Annotated in this window: 10 protein-coding genes; 6 read left to right on the top strand and 4 right to left on the bottom strand. The window is 63.4% G+C overall.

Annotation, left to right across the window (positions count from 1 at the left end):
- Positions 1-122: 122 nt before the first annotated feature.
- Both ACR4XJ_RS07565 and ACR4XJ_RS07570 read right to left on the bottom strand, forming a co-directional pair.
- The gene (locus tag ACR4XJ_RS07565; protein WP_434754651.1) at positions 123-3,500 is read right to left on the bottom strand and encodes a type ISP restriction/modification enzyme; all 3,378 of its coding nucleotides are present in this window, start codon (positions 3,498-3,500) and stop codon (positions 123-125) included.
- 4 nt (positions 3,501-3,504) lie between these two features.
- Positions 3,505-6,651, bottom strand: a complete 3,147-nt coding sequence (locus ACR4XJ_RS07570; RefSeq protein WP_434754652.1) for a helicase-related protein — start codon at positions 6,649-6,651, stop codon at positions 3,505-3,507.
- Positions 6,652-7,175: 524 nt separating this feature from the next.
- Here ACR4XJ_RS07570 and ACR4XJ_RS07575 point away from each other — a divergent pair.
- Entirely contained in the window at positions 7,176-7,472 is a 297-nt protein-coding gene (locus ACR4XJ_RS07575; RefSeq protein ID WP_434754653.1) for a hypothetical protein, read from the top strand.
- A gap of 225 nt (positions 7,473-7,697) precedes the next feature.
- Here ACR4XJ_RS07575 and ACR4XJ_RS07580 read toward each other — a convergent pair whose 3' ends face one another.
- Complete coding sequence (locus ACR4XJ_RS07580) at positions 7,698-8,357, bottom strand: XTP/dITP diphosphatase (RefSeq protein WP_434754654.1); 660 nt, start codon at positions 8,355-8,357, stop codon at positions 7,698-7,700.
- Positions 8,358-8,499: 142 nt separating this feature from the next.
- On the bottom strand, positions 8,500-10,332 hold the full coding sequence (locus ACR4XJ_RS07585) for a two-component system sensor histidine kinase NtrB (RefSeq protein WP_434754655.1): 1,833 nt from the start codon (positions 10,330-10,332) through the stop codon (positions 8,500-8,502).
- 259 nt (positions 10,333-10,591) lie between these two features.
- On the opposite strand from ACR4XJ_RS07585, the gene rimO reads away from it, so the two are divergent.
- The 5 genes from rimO (at position 10,592) to ACR4XJ_RS07610 (ending at position 17,684) form a co-directional block, all read left to right on the top strand.
- The gene (rimO, locus tag ACR4XJ_RS07590) at positions 10,592-11,971 is read left to right on the top strand and encodes a 30S ribosomal protein S12 methylthiotransferase RimO (protein WP_434754656.1); all 1,380 of its coding nucleotides are present in this window, start codon (positions 10,592-10,594) and stop codon (positions 11,969-11,971) included.
- Between the two features lie 127 nt (positions 11,972-12,098).
- Positions 12,099-13,832: a 30S ribosomal protein S1 gene (locus tag ACR4XJ_RS07595; protein WP_434754657.1), complete on the top strand. Its 1,734-nt coding sequence runs from the start codon at positions 12,099-12,101 to the stop codon at positions 13,830-13,832.
- A complete protein-coding gene (sppA, locus tag ACR4XJ_RS07600) occupies positions 13,816-14,709 on the top strand; it encodes a signal peptide peptidase SppA (RefSeq protein WP_434754658.1) in 894 nt (297 codons plus the stop codon). The genes ACR4XJ_RS07595 and sppA overlap by 17 nt, the downstream gene beginning before the upstream one ends.
- 192 nt (positions 14,710-14,901) lie before the next feature.
- Positions 14,902-16,422 (top strand): 4-alpha-glucanotransferase, encoded by a 1,521-nt coding sequence (gene malQ, locus ACR4XJ_RS07605; RefSeq protein WP_434754659.1) that lies wholly within the window; start codon positions 14,902-14,904, stop codon positions 16,420-16,422.
- A gap of 53 nt (positions 16,423-16,475) precedes the next feature.
- Positions 16,476-17,684 (top strand): histidine phosphatase family protein, encoded by a 1,209-nt coding sequence (locus ACR4XJ_RS07610; RefSeq protein ID WP_434754660.1) that lies wholly within the window; start codon positions 16,476-16,478, stop codon positions 17,682-17,684.
- Positions 17,685-18,231: the final 547 nt, after the last annotated feature.

Consider the following 18,231-nt stretch of genomic DNA (forward strand, 5'->3'; position numbering starts at 1 on the left):
GGCAATCCTGCCCTTTTGCTCTACCTGGGTTTCGCAAGCGGATTTGTTGGCTGTCGGAAAGCGCAATAGGAATGGAAAGGTGTCAACAAGTCTCCGCATCCGCTAGTGGACCTCGACTCCTATTACACCTTTCCCGTAGCGGCTGTCTGGAATGCACCCGGCCAGCCGCCGTGTTTCTCGATGACCTCATCGATGTCTTTCATCAGGCGGATGGTCTCGGAGAGGGTGACGACGATTTTCTGGTAGTGGGCGATTTCGTCTGTCGACAACGACCGCCCTTTGCGGTCCTTTAGCCATTTGTAGCAGACTTGGTAGCCGCCGATATGGAAGTTCCACACCTCTTCGCGAACGCCCTTGAAGCCGATGGTCTGTTTTTTATCCAGCCAGACGGTGTTGTTGGACCAGGAGGCTTTCTCGACCTCGGGGTTACGACTGCCGCAGTACTCGGTTATGAGATGGTCGAGTCTGGGGGATTCGAGGAGGTGCAACGCGACGAGTTCACCACCGAGTTTGGCCAAAGCGCGAAACAGTTCAAGGCTACTAGGCAACGGCAGGCGCGGAAAATCAATCTTTAGGAACTCCGCGTAGCGACTTCTGTAGCTAGGGCTGTAAAACACTGCGTAAGTAAAGTTGAAAATATCTGGTGGCGTTACTCCCTCTGGCAAGCCGTGCGTGCCTCGTTGTGAAACCTTCAGGGCCATTGCTAGTGCTTTAAGAAAATCGGAACCAAGATTGGGGCGTGGGGCGTCGCAAGAAAGGGATAGAATATCATTCCTTGAAGATAGATAAAGGGGGGCTTGATAGTTTGTTGTCTTACTAGATAGTAAACCGTGTTCAGTCATAAACCGAGTTGCCAGGAAGTGAGAGTAATTAACTGCAAGCTCTTCACGACGATTGAAGCATAATGCCAAATTTTTACATTCCAGCATGTGCTTCATCACATTGCTGCATGGGGAAGCGTAAAAACCGCGAGAAGTTCCTGTGTAGTATGTAAAACGAAAGTCAAATGGGCGATATAAAATTCTGTAAATGAGGCTTTTGGTTGGGCCTGATGCACGAACATCACGTTGAGCCGTTGTAACCCGCCAATCACGAGCATCCTTGCCTAAACCAAACTCTGCCCGCGCTTGTTCTTCGTTGAGAGAAACGAAACGCTCAACAATTTTCCATATATCACCAGCTGTTGCTTGGATTGTAAGAGAGTCTCTCGCAGTAACAAAGCCAACGGTATTAAGCGGGAAAATATCTGGGATGCGCCATCCTTTGTCATACTCATTACGACTTTTAGTTTCGTGCGGCTTGAAGAAATAATATGGTGAATCAGGAATAAGGGGTGCGAAGGTAGTCATCGATATCGAGTGGTCGGCAAGTTTTTGGTATTTCTTTTCGCGCCTCCCCCAAAGCTCGGAGTGTAACACTTTACACTGGTCACTTCCGCATGAGGCCAGACAAATCGTGACGCCCTGCCGAATATCAAATACGTTTTCATCTCCTGTCCCGTCAGGGCAGCGCTCTTTCTTGTTCGTGTTGCCATGCAAGTCGATTATGAACAGACGCGAAAAGGAGTTCTGAAGACTCTGGCGCATTCCTCGAAAAGTTGGGTTATCAAGATAGCCGTGGTTGGTTATGTAGCCAAGTATTCCAGCGCCTGTGGTGTCCAACGTAATCTGTGCTTGGCGAATAAATTTCACATAATCGTCTTGAAGCCAGACCTTACGCTCATCAAGAGCTTTACCGTCAATAATTTTATAGGCATTGATAAGGCATTGTGCGCTGTCGGTCATGTTTGACGAAATACCGGAGTATGGTGGATTACCAACGACAACGGTAAAGCGTGAATGCCGCTTAACGTCGTTCACTGCCTGCGCCTCGTGAGCAAGCGCCGGTAGGAAGTCGATCTTGAGCTGCACGCTACTTGGCGGTTCGAGTGCGTTCGTGAGGTATACCCGAGCACGTTCATCACGCTCGAAGCGATAGCCCGTCTCGTAGAGCTTTAGCCCAATTTTGAGGTGCGCGATCGCATAGGGCGCCATCAGTAGCTCGTAGCCGTGCAGGCGCGGCAGTAAATGCTTTGGCACATACTCGTTCCATAGCTTGCCGATCTCCTTCTCGCTGTAGCCTTGCTTTTTCCATTTGGTGACAAGCGTCTCGTGGATAAGGTCGATGACTTCGACGAGAAAGGTGCCGGTGCCGGTGGCCGGGTCCAGAATCTGGACGAAGTCCTGGTCGGGCGAGACGCCCTTTGGAATTTTCAGATCCTGGTGCCGCTTGGCCATCTCGGCCCAGGTGGTGGTGTCGGCCAAGCCATCGGCAAGGCCGAACTCGGTGCGCAGCAGCTCGTCCACCGAGCGCACGATGTAGGAGACCACGGGGCGCGGGGTGTAGAACACGCCGCGCTGCATGCGCTTCTTGGCGTCGTACTCCTTGAGGAACAACTCGTAAAAATGAATGACCGGGTCTTCCTCCGGATTTTGGTCGCCGAAATCGCGGACGACGGCCTCCATGTTGGCGTCGTCGAGCAGTTCGACGACCTCGGAGACCCCCAGTTCGTCGAAGTCGATACCCGGCCCACCCGCCTTGCCCTGTCGCCCGCCAACCTTGAGGAAGGTCTCCATTAGCTCACGCAGGAAGGGATTCGTGCGCATGTGGGCAGCCAAGTCGTCGGCGGTCTTCTTTTGCGGGTCGACGATGCGCGCGGAGAGCAGGCCGTAGGAGATGGTTTGAGCGTACATGTCGGCGAAGCCGTCGGCGTCGAGGTCATGAACCAGCGCCGTCTGGAATGCCTTCATGAGTTGGGTGAGCGGCCCCTTGTCGGTCTCAATGGCAAGAGCAGTCTTGATGCGGTCGCGAATGACGCGGGCGAGCTCGGCAAGGCGGATGGAGAGTTCCTTTGAGGTGGTGATTACTTGACGGTGGCGCAGGGTAAAGGCCCCGCGCCACCGTTTGCGCCAAGCGGTCGGGTCGCCCTCATCTGGCCAGGCGAGGTGTATGGTCAATTCGTGGGCAACGGCGTCGAGATGCAGTGGCGTGTCGAGATTATCCCACCCAAGAACCTTGAGTGTAGGGAGGTCCGAACCGTCAACGGGTTTCGAAAAGTGAGCAAAGGCGATTTGGCGTTCGCCCCCCACACCGTAGTTAGAGATGAAGAGCAGGTCGTCGGCGGCCCAGGCTTGGCGCTCGGCTTTATTGGCCGAGGCGCGTTTCTTGAGCGCAACCTGGCCCAGGATACGACGCAAGGCCACAACTGGAAGGCGCTGCGGTTCGAACTTGACGAAGAAGATGCCCCAGGGCTGGTTGGCAGCGAGGGGCCGCAACCGTTTGATCTCCAGGATTTTTGCCGCGTTTTTCGAGTCGATTCCAAGCTCCTCGGGGGTGTACTCGAAAGTCAGCTCCTCGAAGTCATCGGATTCAATCGGCCATCCCATTTCGTCACGCAAATAGACGACGAGTTGGTCAAAGCGGCGGATGCTCGCGAGTCGAGTGCGGTGAGCGGTCTGCATCGTTTTACCCTTCGTTCAGTTCCATCCAGCAACGCAGCTTGGGCTTGACGCCCACGGGGGCGTCTACGCGCTTGAGGTAGGTATCCTTGATGTGTTTCTCGACCTTGGCGCGTATTTCGAAGAGCGTCATCTCTTCCGTGGTGCACTTGCGCGCCATGTCGGGCTTGGTGCGGATGCTTGCTATAATCTCGCCGGGTTCTTCGCGAATCGTGCCTCGGTCAAGGTCATAGAGGTACCAACGAGTAGTGCCCGCCTCTTCGGTGAATTCGCCATTCTCCTTGTCGAGGGCAGGAAGCGCATAGCAAAAGAAAACGCCGCGCACGCCCTTCGAAGGCCGTTTGCGGCCACTGAAGACGGCACCGGGGAAGCGGGTGAGGCGTTCTTCAAGTTGCGGATCGGCCTGGAGCAGTGCCTGGTACTCGAGGTGCATCTCTTCAATGGCCGTTCGCGTGCCCTCGTATGCTTGACTGAACTCCTTGAGCGCCTCGTAGTCATCCTCTGGAGTGAGCAGTTTCTTGCCCTCGATGCCGAGCGCCTTTGAGATGAGTAGTGTCTTCTGGGTCACCTTGGCATAGAGCGAAAGTATTTCATTTAACTCTTCTGGCGGCAGGAAGTTCCAGAAGCTCACCTTGCCGCGCGAAGAGGCGGCCTCCGGGTGGTCAGTGACAAGGCGCTTCTCGATCTCCGGATTCATGCGGCGGTCGACGCGGCCGATGCGTTGCATCAGCCGCACGGGATTCCAATGGATGTCGTAATTGATCATCCGTGAGGCGTCCTGGAGGTTCAGACCTTCGGAAAGGACGTCGGTGGAGATGAGCACACGGATTTCCTGGCGTTCTTGGGCCATGAGTTCCGGTGAAGAAAGACCGTTGTAATAGGGGGAGAAGCGTTGAATCACATCGGCGCGATTCCTTTTAGTCGCGCTGTCGACCTGCTCCACGCCCTCAATGCCGGCTTCGTCCAGGCGACGCTTGAGATAGCGCGCCGTGTCGGCAAACTCGGTGAAGATGAGAACCTTCTGGCCGACCAACTCCTTCGACTTGAGCATGCGGATGAGTTTTTGGAGCTTGTCGTCGTGTTTTGCTTCGAACTTCTGTGCTTCATCGATGAATCGGACGAGTTCATCCAAGTCAAGGAAGATTTCAGACATCATTTCCTCGACTTGGTACTCGGCCCGGTCGAGCCGTTCCACTGCGTCGAGCAATTCCTGGGGCACGATGTCCTCGTCCTCGGCCTCTTCTCCAGCTTCCCCCCAAAACTCAAATTGGCGCTGGACGGCGTAGCCAAGAGCGTCTGCGTTTTGCGCCTTCCAGCGGCTGAGGCGTTTCTTCTCGGAGTCGGTTTCGCTGTGGGCTTCAAGGAAAGCCAGCATCTTCTGAAGCAGGCGGTTACAAGAAAGCTCGAAGGCAACGACGGAGCTTTCAAAACGTTTCAGGAAGTTTGTCCGAATCAGGCCGACCACCTGTTGTTGACGGCTTTCTTCAAATGCATCAATAGCCTTGTTGGATCCCTTGTACCAGTGCAGAGGGTAGTACATGGGAAGTGAAAAAAGCGGGTTCTTTTTCCCGAAGGCTTTCTCGAATAGGTCGAGCATACGCCCATAGGTCTTGCGGATAGAGTACTCCGCTACCTGCGGGGCCTTCCGTTCCGGGAAGGCTGCGGCCCTCCCATACTCGCGAATCTGGCTTTCCCGTGCGTAGGCGCGGCTGCGTTGAATCACGAGTTGGCGGAAAATTTCATCGGTGAACAAGACCTCCTGGGCCTCGCTCATATGCTCGGCAACACCGGACCCTTCCGGCCCGATTCTACTACGTAGAGCTTTCTCCATCTGGTTGAAGTGTGCGCGCAGATTGTTCACTCCCAGCGTCCGGGCAAAGAATGCCTCGTCTCTACGGGTGAAGAGTTCAATCATATGCCGGAAGTCGCTGAGTCGGTTGTTGATGGGCGTGGCCGTCAGCATGAAAACGGTCTTCGGGCGCTCCACGCTGTCGAGCAGGTCAAACAACTGGTAGTACCGGGACGGCTCCCTGCCGCCCTCGCTGCCGACCCTGCCAGGATTTCGGAAGTGGTGCGCTTCATCGATGATGACCACATCGGCAAGCTCGGCGATGCGCTGAAACCGTTCTGGAAATTCCCCTTTCCTGCCAAGGTCTGTGTGGCTGAACACTGCGAGGTTGCTGAAGTCCGCCCCCCCGCCCACGCCGCCGATGTGCGGCAGACATTGGCGCAGATGAGGCTCCCAGACGCCTTCTTTGGCGGCTTTGGGGGCGAACAGGACAACGCGTTTTCCTTCGTGCAGGATGAGCCGTTCGATCAGCATCAATCCAACGTAGGTCTTCCCGAGACCCACGCCGTCGCAGAGGAAAGCCCCTCCATGCTGGCGGGCGATCTTCATGAGCGCCCAATAGGCTTCCTGCTGGTAGCGATCGAGCCGGGGAAACATACGCGACCGCGTTTCATCCCACTCAGTGGCGGTCAGTTCGTGCCCCCGAAAGAATTCTTGCAGTGCTTTCGCGTAGATATCGAATGGTGTGTAAAGATGGGTATGGCGCGAGATCGTCTTGATGACCTCGTCGGTAACTTCTTTCGCTTCGTTCCAATGGACTTCGAACCATTCTTGGAGCTGGGTGACCTCGCGTGCGCTTTGGATTTGGACGTTCAACTCAATGTTTCTGGTGAGACCTGGCCGCGTGAAATTGCTCGAACCGACTAGGGCCTGGGCACCAATCACCTCGATCTTGGCATGGGTGATGTATGCCTTTGCATGGAATTTGTCCTTGTCGTACACGCGGCAGGCGATTTGGCCGGAACGAAGGGCTGCAATGATAGCGGAAACCCCATGTAGGAATGGATTGGGTTCTTTTTCGTCCTCGAGGCTCACGTCGAGCTTGCTCAAAGTGTCTGCCCGGACGGCCTCGAGGATTGCCCTTCTAGTTCGATGTGTGGTCTCTGCACCCATCAAAATTCGGATATTGTCTAGCCCCTGCCACTTGCCATCGAGGATGAGTAATGCGCCAATTTCGAAGTAGCCCGTAGCGATGTCAAACGCCTTCGCGATGCCAGACCATTCCTCCAGATACCGCAGGCCGGTCCAGCCAGAGACGCTGTTGTCGACGATAAATAGTTCGCGTCCTTTGTTTTCGCTGCTCACGTGTAGAGTCTCCCACTGCCCTAAGCCGTCATGAAGACAACGGCATTTTGCAATCCAACAATGAAGAATATATGCAATCGGCGACAAATTTTACGACATTGCAGTCGTTTTGTAGGTCTTCATGGTTACTGCTAGGGGGGCTCGTAAAAGATGAGACAAAGATTCATGCCCATTGTTTTGAAGTCGCTTGAGCGGCCTGCCCATCTCTTGTAACGTCAGCTAAATCTACTTTATCGTCAAGGGGGTATGCGCGAAGGTGCTTCATGTTTTGGCGTGGCAACTCACAGTGCGCCAGCATCCCAGAGTCCAAGTGAAAGCCGCCAACCTCCTTCGTTGTCCTAGCCAGAGATGAACGGCGCGTAACCGTTCGGCTAAGAACGTGTGTCTTGTCCCCTCTCCCGTCTCCCACCCCGCTTGACGCCACCCGCCCGGCATGCCAACAAAAATCCCTGCGGGGGTTCTCTCCCCGTCTTCCCCCCGACAGAACCCCCGACACCCGCCGGTAATCCGGCAGGAGGCCGACCATGTACGCCATCAACTATCTGCTGAACCTGTGCGGCATGGCCATGCTGGCCGGGGCCGCCTTCAACTGGCTGCGCTGGCGCGCGGGCAACCGGGCGGCGGGCATCCGCGCGCGCAGCCTTGCCGTGGGTGGGGCCATGCTGCTGGTGTTCGGCAACCTGGTGTCGCCCATCGAAACCAAGGAGGTGCAGCCGGTGAACGCCACCGCGCCCGCCGTCCAGTCGCAGCAGGTTCAGCCCGAGTCCGCGCCCCAGCCGGTTCCGCAGGCCCCAGCCCAGCCGGAGCAGCCCGCCAAATAGGAAGCCCCCGGGCGGGGGGCCGCCCGGCCACCCGCATTTTTTTGAAAAACCAGAAGCCCCGCGATGGTCCGGATGTACCGGAGCCTCGCGGGGCGTTGCATGTCCGGCGCATGGCGGGCGGAGCGGTGGGCGGGGCGTTGCATGTCCGACAGCGCGGCAGGCAGGGTGGCGCATGGCGGGCGGAGCGACGGCGCGGCAGGCGGAGCGGTGGGAAACTGACCGTGGCTAGTCCCGGTCCCCCGCGAAGGCGGGCCACAACTCCAGCAATCGGCGCAGGGCCTTGCCCCGGTGGCTGCGGGCGTTCTTTTCGTCGCGGGTCAGGGTGGCGGCGGTGCGGCCCAGTTCCGGGTCGAAGAACAGCGGGTCGTAGCCGAAGCCGTTGTCGCCTTGCGGGGCGGTGGCCACGCGGCCTTCCCAGGCCCCGGCGGCGGTGATGTGGCGGCCGTCCGGCGCGCAGGCGGCGATGACCGAACGGAAGCGCGCCGTGCGCCGCTCGTCCGGCACATCGGACAGGGCGGCCAGCAGCTTTTCGTTGTTGCGGGCGTCGGTGGCGGGCACGCCGTCTTCGGCGGAATAGCGGGCGGAATACACGCCGGGCGCGCCGCCCAGGGCGTCCACCTCCAGCCCGGAATCGTCGGCCACGGCGATGCGGCCGGTCAGTTGGGCCACGGTGCGCGCTTTCAGCAGGGCGTTTTCCTCGAAGGTGGTGCCGGTTTCCTCGATTTCACCGATTTCGGGGTAGGCGTCGAGGCCGACCACGGTGACGCCGGTGTCCCTCAGCATGTCGTCGAGTTCACGGATCTTGCCCGCGTTGCGGGTGGCCAGCACGATGACGGCGGCGCCGCTGGGGATGTTCGTGGGGGTGGTGTTCGAAGCGGTGGGCATGGTGTGGTTGGTCTGGGTTCGGGGTTGGGATGGCGGCGCGCGACGCCCGCGCGGGGCGCATTGTGCGGAAGAATCGGCCCGGAGGCAAGCGGGCATCGGACGGCTTCCGGCATGCCCGGTTTCCCTGCCCCCTCCCCGGGGGTCAGCCCTTCATCCCCTCGCCCGCCGGGTCGTCCCTTCGGGGTTCCGCCGGTTTGGGCACGGCCAGCAGCGGTTGCAGGTACAGGGTGATGGTGGTGCCCTTGCCCACCTGGCTTTGCAGGTCCACCCGGCCGCCCATTTCCTCGATGATCTTGCGGCTCATGGCCAGGCCGATGCCCGCGCCCTTCTCCTTGGTGGAGAAGAACGGGCTGAAGATCTTGTCGTGCAGTTCCGCCGGGATGCCCACGCCCGTGTCCGACACGGCGATGTGCACGTGCTGCTGGGACATGCCGGTGCGCACGGTCAGGCGGCCGCCCTCGGGCATGGCCTCCTGCGCGTTCTTGACGAGGTTGATCAGGCACTGCTTGAGCATCTCGCCGTCGCCGTGCGCCTTGGGGATGGCGGGCGCAAGCTGCATGTCCACCTGGATGCGCCGCTGGTCGAATCCGATGCTCATCAGTTCCATGGTCTGGCGGGCCAGCAGGTTTAGGTCCACCTCGCCCTGCACCGGAGAGGTCGGCCGCGCGAAGTTCAGGATGGACTTCAGGATGGTGTCCAGCCGCCGCGATTCCTCCAGGATCACCTGCACCTTGCCGCGCGCCGTCTCGTCCAGCGAGGGCGAGCGCAGCAGCGAATTGGCGAAGCCGCCGATGGCGAACAGCGGGTTGCGTATCTCGTGGGCCACGTAGGTGGACAGTTCGCCGATGGCGGCCATCTTCTCGGCCTGTTGCAGGCGGAGTTCCATGTTGGTGCGGTTGGTGATGTCGCGCCGCATCTCGATGACCCGCGTCAGGCGGCCCGCGTCGTCGGTGACCGGGTAGGTGTATACCCGGAAGTACTGCGCCCGCCCGTCCTCGTTGACCTTGGTGTGGATGCGCTCCGCCTTGTGGCCGGTGGTCACGGTCTCGCGGAAGGTGCAGCCGCCGTGCTCGGGCGGGCAGCAGAAGGCCGCGCCGTCCAGTTGCCAGCAGCAGGTGCCGATCCAGTCGTCCTTGGTGCCGCCCTTGCGTTGCAGGATGTTGCGGTTCAGGTCCACGATGCGGCCTTCGGTGTCCAGCAGCAGGATGTCCTCGTCCACCTGGTCGATGAGCGTGGCGAACAGGTCGCGCGCCTCGCGCAGGTGCAGGTTGCAGGTGGAGCACAGCTTTTCCGAGGCCAGCATTTCCCACACCCACAGCGCGCCGCCCGCGTCCAGCAGCGAGACGCCCGCCGGGGCCGCCGCGCGCAGGCCGGCCATGTGGCGGCCGTCGTCGGACAGGTCGATGACCATGCGCAGGCCGGGCAGGGCCGCGAACAGGGCGGCGGCGGATTCGAAGCGGTCCACCCCGCCGGGCGCGGGCGGCGTGGGGGGCAGGCCCGCGCGGGCTTCCAGCACGGCGGGGTCCGGCGGAGCGGAGGGCGGAGCTGAGGGCGGAGCGGAAGGCGGGGCGGCGGTGGCGGGCGCGCTCAGCGGCTGGCAGGCGTGAAGCGCCAGTTCGTCGCGGTCCTGCGGGGTCAGCAGCATGCCCGCCAGATGCACCCACGGAAAGCCTTGGAGAAAGTCGGGCCGTTGCAGCAATCCGGCCACCGGGCGCAGGGCGCGGCCCACCCCGGCCAGCGCCACCGGGAAGGGGCGGCGCGGCGCGGTCTGGCCGCCCGGCGCGCAGGCAGGGTCACGATCCGGGGAGCAGTCTGTTCCGTGTCCGGTTCCATGGTCGGCCCTGTGTCCGGCATGTCGGGTTCCATGGTCGGCCCCGTGTTTGGCATGTTCGGGCGCGGGGCGGGCCGTGTCGTCGCCGGATTCCGGCTTGGGGGCGTGCGGCGCAGGGGGGCCGGAAGAGGGCAGCGTGGTCATGCGGGGCTCCTTGGGCCGGTGATGGGCGGCGGATGTCGTGCGGAGCGGCGCGGGCAGGCCGCCCGCATCCGGACTGCCGGGCGCGGGGGCTTGCGCGCGGCGCGCATTGCGGGTACGCGGCACCCAGCACCACGCCCACAGGCCTGCCCTGCGGTTATCGCCGGGGCGGCCGGGGGCGGATGGGCGTCCGTGGCACGGCATGTGCCGCCACGGGGGCGTGCGGTACCCTCCACCTTTCCCATACCCGGAACTCCATCCAATGATAAGTGTTTATTCCGTCAGCCTCGGCTGCCCCAAGAACCGCGTGGACACCGAACGCCTGCTGGGCGCGCTGGGCACCCCGGTGCGCCCCGTGGACACCATGGCCGAGGCCGACGTGGTGCTCGTGAACACCTGCGGCTTCATTCTGCCCGCCGTGGAGGAATCGGTGCGCACCGTGGTGGAGGCCGTGGACGAGATTTCCGGCCTGGCCCGGCGGCCCCTGCTGGCCGTGGCCGGGTGCTTGGTGGGCCGCTACGGCGAGCGCGACCTGGCCGCCGGACTGCCCGAGGTGGACCTGTGGCTGCCCAACCAGTCCATCGAGACGTGGCCGCAACTGCTGGTCAACTCCATGGGGGCCGTGGGGGTGGCGTCCGATCAGGCGGCGTCCGGCGGCATCGCCCCCGGCTACGCGGGCGGCACGCGGCTGTTGTCCACCGGGCCGTCCTACGCCTGGCTGAAGATCAGCGACGGGTGCCGTCACAACTGCTCGTTCTGCACCATCCCCTCCATTCGCGGCGCGCACCGTTCCACCCCGGCGGGGGAACTGGAGCGCGAGGCGCGGCAACTGCTGGGCATGGGCGTGCGCGAGCTGATTCTGGTGGCGCAGGACGTCACCGCCTGGGGCGGCGACCTTGCCGGTGGTCCTGGCGGCGGCCCCGGCGGCTCCACCGGCAAGGGCGACCTGCGCCCCCTGCTGGACCGCCTGCTGCCGTTGCCGGGGCTGGACCGGCTGCGCCTGATGTACCTGTACCCCGCCGGGCTCACCGACGGACTGCTGTCCTACCTCGCGGCGGCGGGCGCGCCCTTCGTGCCCTATTTCGACGTGCCCTTGCAGCACGCCCACCCGGACGTGCTGGGCCGCATGGGGCGGCCCTTCGCCCGCAACCCCCGCGTGGTGGTGGAACGCATCCGCAAGCATTTCCCGGACGCGGCCCTGCGCACCTCGATCATCGTGGGCTTTCCCGGCGAGACCGACGAGCATTACGTCGCGCTCACCGACTTCGTGGCCGAGACGCGCTTCCACCACCTTGGCGTGTTCGCCTACCGGGCCGAGGAAGGCACCCCCGCCGCCGCCATGCCGGACCAGGTGGCGGACAACGTGAAGGAATGGCGGCGCGACGCGCTGATGGAGGCGCAGGCCGAAATCAGCGAGGAGATCATGGAAGGGTATGTCGGCCAGCGCCTGCCCGTGCTGGTGGACGCCCCCCACGGCGAATGGCCCGGACTGCACACCGGCCGCACCTGGTTCCAGGCCCCGGAAATAGACGGCGTGACCTACGTGAGCGGGGCCGGGGTGGCCCCCGGCGCGCTGGTGGAGGCGGACATAGTGGAGGCCCGGACCTACGACCTCGTGGCGCTGGCCGAGCCGGAAGAATAGGAACGGGGGCCGTGCCGTCCGCCGTTGCCCGCGCGGTTGTCATTCCCGGGGCATTCTGCTATGCAGACCAATCCCGCTCGTCCCGCTCCTCGGGAGCGGGAAAATTTGTGTCGGTTGGAGGAAACGTATGACAGCAACCCCCGAAAACATGGAAAACGCCGCCCTCGAAATGGACCTGAGTTTCGAGAGCGCCCTCGAGAATTACCTCAGCTCCGATTTCGGCGACCTTGAAGAAGGGTCGATCATCAAGGGCGAGGTGGTGCGCGTGGATGAGGACAGCGTCCTCGTCGACGTGAACTTCAAGTCCGAAGGGCAGATTTCCGCTTCCGAGTTCAGGGACAGCACCGGCAAGGTCAACATCGCCGTGGGCGACAAGGTGGACGTCTTCGTCGTTCGCAAGAACGAGATGGAAGGCACCATCACCCTGTCCTTCGAGAAGGCCAAGCGCATGCAGCTCTTCGACAAGCTCGAAGAGATCCAGGAAAACAACGGGGTCATCACCGGCCGCATCGTGCGTCGCATCAAGGGCGGCTACACCGTCGATCTCGGCGGCGTCGAAGCCTTCCTGCCCGGCTCGCACGTGGACCTGCGCCCCGTCCCCGACATGGACGCGCTGGTCAACCAGGAATACGAATTCCGTGTTCTCAAGATCAACCGTCGGCGCAGCAACGTCATCGTTTCCCGCCGCGTCCTGCTCGAAGAGGAACGCGATTCCAAGCGTCAGGATCTGCTGCGCACCCTCGAAGAGGGCCAGATCGTCACCGGCAAGGCCAAGAACATCACCGAATACGGCGTGTTCGTGGACCTTGGCGGGCTGGACGGCCTGCTGCACATCACCGACATGTCCTGGAAGCGCATCCGTCACCCGAAGGAACTGGTCACCCTTGGCCAGGAACTTCAGCTGAAGGTGCTCTCCTTCGACCGCGACAACCAGAAGGTGTCGCTGGGCATGAAGCAGCTGGTGCCCGATCCGTGGCAGGACATCACCGCCAAGTACCCCGAAGGCGCCAAGCTTCAGGGCCGCGTGACCAACCTGGTGGACTACGGCGCGTTCGTCGAGCTGGAGCCCGGCGTGGAAGGTCTGGTGCACATTTCCGAAATGTCGTGGACCCGCAAGCTGCGTCACCCGTCGCAGATGGTGCGCGTGGGCGACGAAGTGGAAGTGGTCATCCTCGGCGTGGACCAGGACAAGAAGCGCATTTCCCTCGGCATGAAGCAGGTCAAGCCGAACCCGTGGGAAGTGGTGGCCGAGAAGTACCCCGAAGGCACCGTCCTTGAAGGCGTGATCAAGAACATCACCGAGTTCGGCATGTTCATCGGCATCGAGGATGGCATCGACGGCCTGATCCACGTGTCCGACATCAGCTGGACCAAGAAGATCCGCCATCCCAACGAAGTGTTCAAGACCGGCGACGTGGTGCAGGCCAAGGTGCTGACCGTCGATCAGGAGAACGAGAAGTTCACCCTCGGCATCAAGCAGCTGACCGAAGACCCGTGGACCCACGTGCCCTCGCGCTACCCGGTCGGCGGGGTGATCGAAGGCACGGTGACCAACATCACCGACTTCGGCCTGTTCGTTGAAGTGGAAGAAGGCATCGAAGGCCTGGTCCACGTCTCCGAAATCAGCCAGAAGAAGATCAAGTCGCCCTCCGAGATGTTCAAGGAAGGCGTGGTCATCCAGGCCAAGGTCATCCACGTCTCCGCCGAAGAACGTCGCCTCGGGCTGTCCATCAAGCAGCTCAAGGACGAGGAAGAACGCCGCAAGCCCAAGGAATTCCGCGCCGGTCCCGCCGACACGGGCGGCCAGAACCTTGGCGACCTGCTGAAGCAGAAGCTGGAAGAGGATGCTTCCGACAGCTAGACCCTCCTTCAGCCAGCGGCATCCGTTCATCTTCGGATTCCTGCTCATTATGGCGGCCGTTGCCCTCTTCATGGGGGCTTCGGCCGCCTTGCGCCATCTGACCGGCGACGCGGGCCCCTTTGCGGGCCCGCGCGTCGGGGTGGCGCGGGTTGAAGGCATGATCGCCGACATCGCCAAGACCGTGGCCTGGATGGACAAGCTGCGCGACGACCCCACGGTGCGCGGTGTGCTGCTGCGGGTGGATTCGCCCGGCGGCGGCGTGGCCGCGTCGCAGGAACTGCTGGAGGCGGTGCGCCGCGTGTCCCGCGTGAAGCCGGTGGTGGTGTCCATGGGCACCGTGGCCGCGTCCGGCGGCTACTACATCTCGCTGGGGGCCACGCGCATCATCGCCAACCCGGCCACGCTCACCGGGTCCATCGGCGTGAAGATGGAACTGCCCAACGTGCAGGGCCTGATGGACAAGCTGGGCCTGGCCCGGCAGACGCTGGTCTCCGGCGACATGAAGGACGCGGGTTCCCCGTTCCGCGAGATGACCCCGCAGGAGCGCGAATACCTGCAATCCATCGTCATGGACATGTACGACCAGTTCGTGACCGAGGTGGCCAATTCGCGCAACCTGCCGGTGGAAAAGGTGCGCGCCGTGGCCGATGGCCGGGCCCTGACCGGGCGGCAGGCCCACGAACTGGGCCTTGTGGACGCTCTGGGCGGCATGGACGTGGCCCTGACCGACTTGCAGCAGTTGTGCGGCATCGTCGAGCGGCCGGTGCTGGTGGAACAGCCCAAGCCCTCGTCATGGCTGCGCGACGCGCTGGAAACGGTGCTGGAACTGGAACCGGCGTCGCGGGTGGTGACTCCCGGCTTTTTGTACGTGTATTGAGCGACGCGCCGCCGACCGGCGTCATCCGCACATGCAGCCCCTGCCGCCCGCGCCGCAGGGGCTTTCGCATTGGCGCGCCGCCCGCGTTCATGCTAGCGTCGCCCGCGGGGGTGCGCACCGGTCCGGTTTCCCGGGCTGTCGCATGGCCGTTCCGTTCACGTCTCCCACCGCATCCCGCAAAGGAGCCTGACCATGTCCCGACCGGTCCGCGCCAGCGGCATCCTGCTGCATGTCACCTCGCTGCCCTCGGCCTTCGGCATCGGCGACCTGGGACCGGCGGCGCACGCCTTCGCCCGGCTGCTGGCCGGGGCGGGGCAGACGGTGTGGCAGTTTTTGCCGCTCACGCCCACGTCCACGTTCATCGGCAATTCGCCTTATTCCAGCCCTTCGGCCTTTGCGGGCAACACCCTGCTGGTCAGCCCGGAACGGCTGGCCGAGGAGGGCTTCGTGTCGTGGGCCGATGTGGACGCGGGGGCGGAACGGTTCCGCGACGACGGGCCCGGACCGAACGGGCCGGTACGCTTCGAGGCCGTGGAGGCGCACCGCCGCGTCCTCTTGCGCGCCGCGTGGGAGCGCAACCGCCACCAACTGGCCATGGACACCGCCTACCTGCGCTTCTGCCGGGGCAACGCCCACTGGCTGGACGACTACGCCCGGTTCGTGGTGCTCAAGGAGCGCTTCGGCGGGGCGGCCTGGCCCACCTGGGACGAGCCCTTCGCCCGCCGCCATCGCGATGCGCTCGCGCGGCTGGACAGCCAGGAGGCCGCCGCGCTGGACCACGTGCGCTTCTGCCAGTACCTGTTCTTCCGCCAGTGGTACGACCTGCGGGCCGCCTGCACCGACCTTGGCGTGCGCCTCGTCGGCGACGTGCCCATCTACGTCACCCACGACAGCGCCGACGTGTGGGCCAACCCCGGCTATTTCCGGCTGGACGCGGACTTCGCCCCCACCCACGTGGCCGGGGTGCCGCCCGATTATTTCAGCGCCACGGGCCAGCGCTGGGGCAACCCGGTGTACGACTGGGACGCCCTGCGGCGCGACGGCTTCGCGTGGTGGGTCCGCCGGGTGGCGCACAACCTGCGCATGGCCGACATCGTGCGGCTGGACCATTTCCGGGGCTTCGCGGGCTACTGGGAGATTCCGGCGGCGGAGGAGACGGCCGTCAACGGCCGCTGGGTGGACGCGCCGGGCATGGAACTGTTCGGCACGCTGGCCCGGCGGTTCACGGCGCTGCCGCTCATCGCGGAGGATCTTGGCGTAATCACCGCCGACGTGCGCGAACTGAAGGCCGCCTTCGGCCTGCCGGGCATGAAGGTGTTGCAGTTCGGCTTTGGCGGCGACCCGGCCGACAATCCCGATGTTCCCTTCCGGCACGACGTGCGCGGCGTGGTCTACACCGGCACCCACGACAACGCGCCCACGCGGGCGTGGTTCGAAGCGGCCCCGTCCCACGAGCGGGCGCGGGTGGAGGAATACGTGGGGCACTCCATCGCGGTGCATGAAGCGCCCGGCGTGCTGCTGCGGCTGGCCATGGGCAGCGTGGCGGAACTGGCCGTGGCCCCGGTGCAGGACGTGCTGGGGCTGGGAGCGGAGGCGCGCATGAACACTCCCTCGGTGGCGGCGGGCAACTGGGCGTGGCGGATGACGCCGGAGCAGATGGAGGCCGGGCTGTACGCGGAGTTGGGGCGGTTGACGAGGTTGTTCGGCCGTTAGGCCGTGCCCATCCGTGCACGCCCCCTTCCCCCTCACCCCAACAGGACCCCCACATGAACAAACTCTATGTCGTCATGGTCGGCCTGCCCGCGCGGGGCAAATCCACCATGGCCCGCCGCATCCGCGAGGGCCTGGAGGCAGAGGACTTCCGCGTCGAGGTGTTCAACAACGGCGAAATCCGCCGCTCCCTGCTGGGCATGGATTCCGCCCGGCCGGAATTCTACGACCCGGACAACGCGGAAGGCCGCGCCCGGCGCGAGGAAATCGCCCGGCTGAACATCACGGCGGCGCGCGACTATCTGGCGGGCGAAGGACATGTGGCCATCCTGGACGCCACCAACGCCAGCCGCGCCCGGCGGGCCACCATAGAGGCCATGCTCACCGACCATCCGCTGCTGTTCGTGGAGTGCGTCAACGACGACCCGGTGGCGCTGGGCGCGGCCATCCGGCGCAAGACGCAGATGCCGGAATTCGCGCGCGAGACCACCCAGGCGGCCGTGGACAGCTTCACCAAGCGCATCCACTACTACGAGCGCATGTATGCCCCGTGCGCCGACGAGCCGTGCTGGGTGCGGGTGGACACGCTGGAGAACCGCGTGGTGGGCGAGCGCATCTGCCTGCGGCTGCCGTACTACCATCGCATCCGGGATATCCTGGTGTCCGCGTGGGTGCGCAACCTGTACCTGGTCCGGCACGGCGAGACCTACTACAACGTGGAGGGGCGCATCGGCGGCGATTCGGACCTGACCCTGCGGGGGCAGGCCCAGGCCAAGGAACTGGCCGCACATTTCGCGGACATCGAGGTGCCGTACATCTTCACCTCCACCCGCAGGCGGTCGGGGCAGACGGCGGCTCCCCTGCGCGAGGCGAGGCCGGGGGCCACGGTGATGGCCTTGCCCGAGCTTGACGAGATCGACGCGGGCGAACGCGAGGGGCTGCGCTACGACGACATCCGCAGGCGCTTTCCGGAGGATTACGGAGCCCGGCAGAGGGACAAGTACAACTACGTGTATCCGGGCGGCGAGGGCTACGTGACCCTGCGCGAGCGGGTGGAGCGCGGGGTGCGGCGGGCGCTGTTCCTGGCGGGCGGCGCGCCGGGGGTGATGATCATCGGGCATCAGGCCATCAACCGGATGATCCTGTCGCACTTCCTGTACCGGCGGACGGAGGATGTGCCGTACATCTTCATCCCGCAGACGCAGTACTACCACATCGTGGCCACGCAGCGGAAAAAGCTGTTCGAGCTGGTGCGCTTCATGTGAGGCGGAGAGTGCAGGGAAAACGTGAGTCATGCATGGTGGGTGGTGGCTTGTTCGCCGTCGCGGTCACCCTGCTGTCAGAATCCGTATTTTGCCGCCGGGCGGCGTTGGCGCGCGATTTTCCGTGCTCATGTACATCAGTACACTGCGCGTGAAAATCGCGCGCCGCCTTGCCCGGCGGGCAAAATCCGTAATTCCTTGCATCGTGCCCGCACAGCCAGCTGCGCCGGAAGACCGGCGCAGCGTATAAGGAAGAAAGACATGTGTCGGACAGATAAAATTCTTGAGAAACGCAGCCGGACGGTCTCTCCTCCCAATTGAAAAGTTTTGAGGGGTGGAGGGGGTGTGGGGGGGGGGGGGGGAAATTTAAAAAAAAAAAAGACAAACCCCCCAACACTGAAAATGCTGTTGTATGACCCCCCCCCCCCCCCCCCCCCCCCCCCCCCCCCCCCCCCCCCCCCCCCCCCCCCCCCCCCCCCCCCCCCCCCCCCCCCCCCCCCCCCCCCCCCCCCCCCCCCCCCCCCCCCCCCCCCCCCCCCCCCCCCTACGT

This window comes from Nitratidesulfovibrio sp. D1 (genome assembly GCF_051133415.1).
Taxonomy (GTDB): domain Bacteria; phylum Desulfobacterota; class Desulfovibrionia; order Desulfovibrionales; family Desulfovibrionaceae; genus Cupidesulfovibrio.

What these genes read in the sequence shown, in the direction of transcription:
- ACR4XJ_RS07580 (WP_434754654.1), bottom strand. Translation starts at nt 8,357, where the DNA reads ATGCCCACCGCTTCGAACACCACCCCCACGAACATCCCCAGCGGCGCC.
- ACR4XJ_RS07585 (WP_434754655.1), bottom strand. Translation starts at nt 10,332, where the DNA reads ATGACCACGCTGCCCTCTTCCGGCCCCCCTGCGCCGCACGCCCCCAAG.
- ACR4XJ_RS07575 (WP_434754653.1), top strand. Translation starts at nt 7,176, where the DNA reads ATGTACGCCATCAACTATCTGCTGAACCTGTGCGGCATGGCCATGCTG.
- rimO (WP_434754656.1), top strand. Translation starts at nt 10,592, where the DNA reads ATGATAAGTGTTTATTCCGTCAGCCTCGGCTGCCCCAAGAACCGCGTG.
- malQ (WP_434754659.1), top strand. Translation starts at nt 14,902, where the DNA reads ATGTCCCGACCGGTCCGCGCCAGCGGCATCCTGCTGCATGTCACCTCG.
- ACR4XJ_RS07595 (WP_434754657.1), top strand. Translation starts at nt 12,099, where the DNA reads ATGACAGCAACCCCCGAAAACATGGAAAACGCCGCCCTCGAAATGGAC.
- ACR4XJ_RS07610 (WP_434754660.1), top strand. Translation starts at nt 16,476, where the DNA reads ATGAACAAACTCTATGTCGTCATGGTCGGCCTGCCCGCGCGGGGCAAA.
- sppA (WP_434754658.1), top strand. Translation starts at nt 13,816, where the DNA reads ATGCTTCCGACAGCTAGACCCTCCTTCAGCCAGCGGCATCCGTTCATC.
- ACR4XJ_RS07565 (WP_434754651.1), bottom strand. Translation starts at nt 3,500, where the DNA reads ATGCAGACCGCTCACCGCACTCGACTCGCGAGCATCCGCCGCTTTGAC.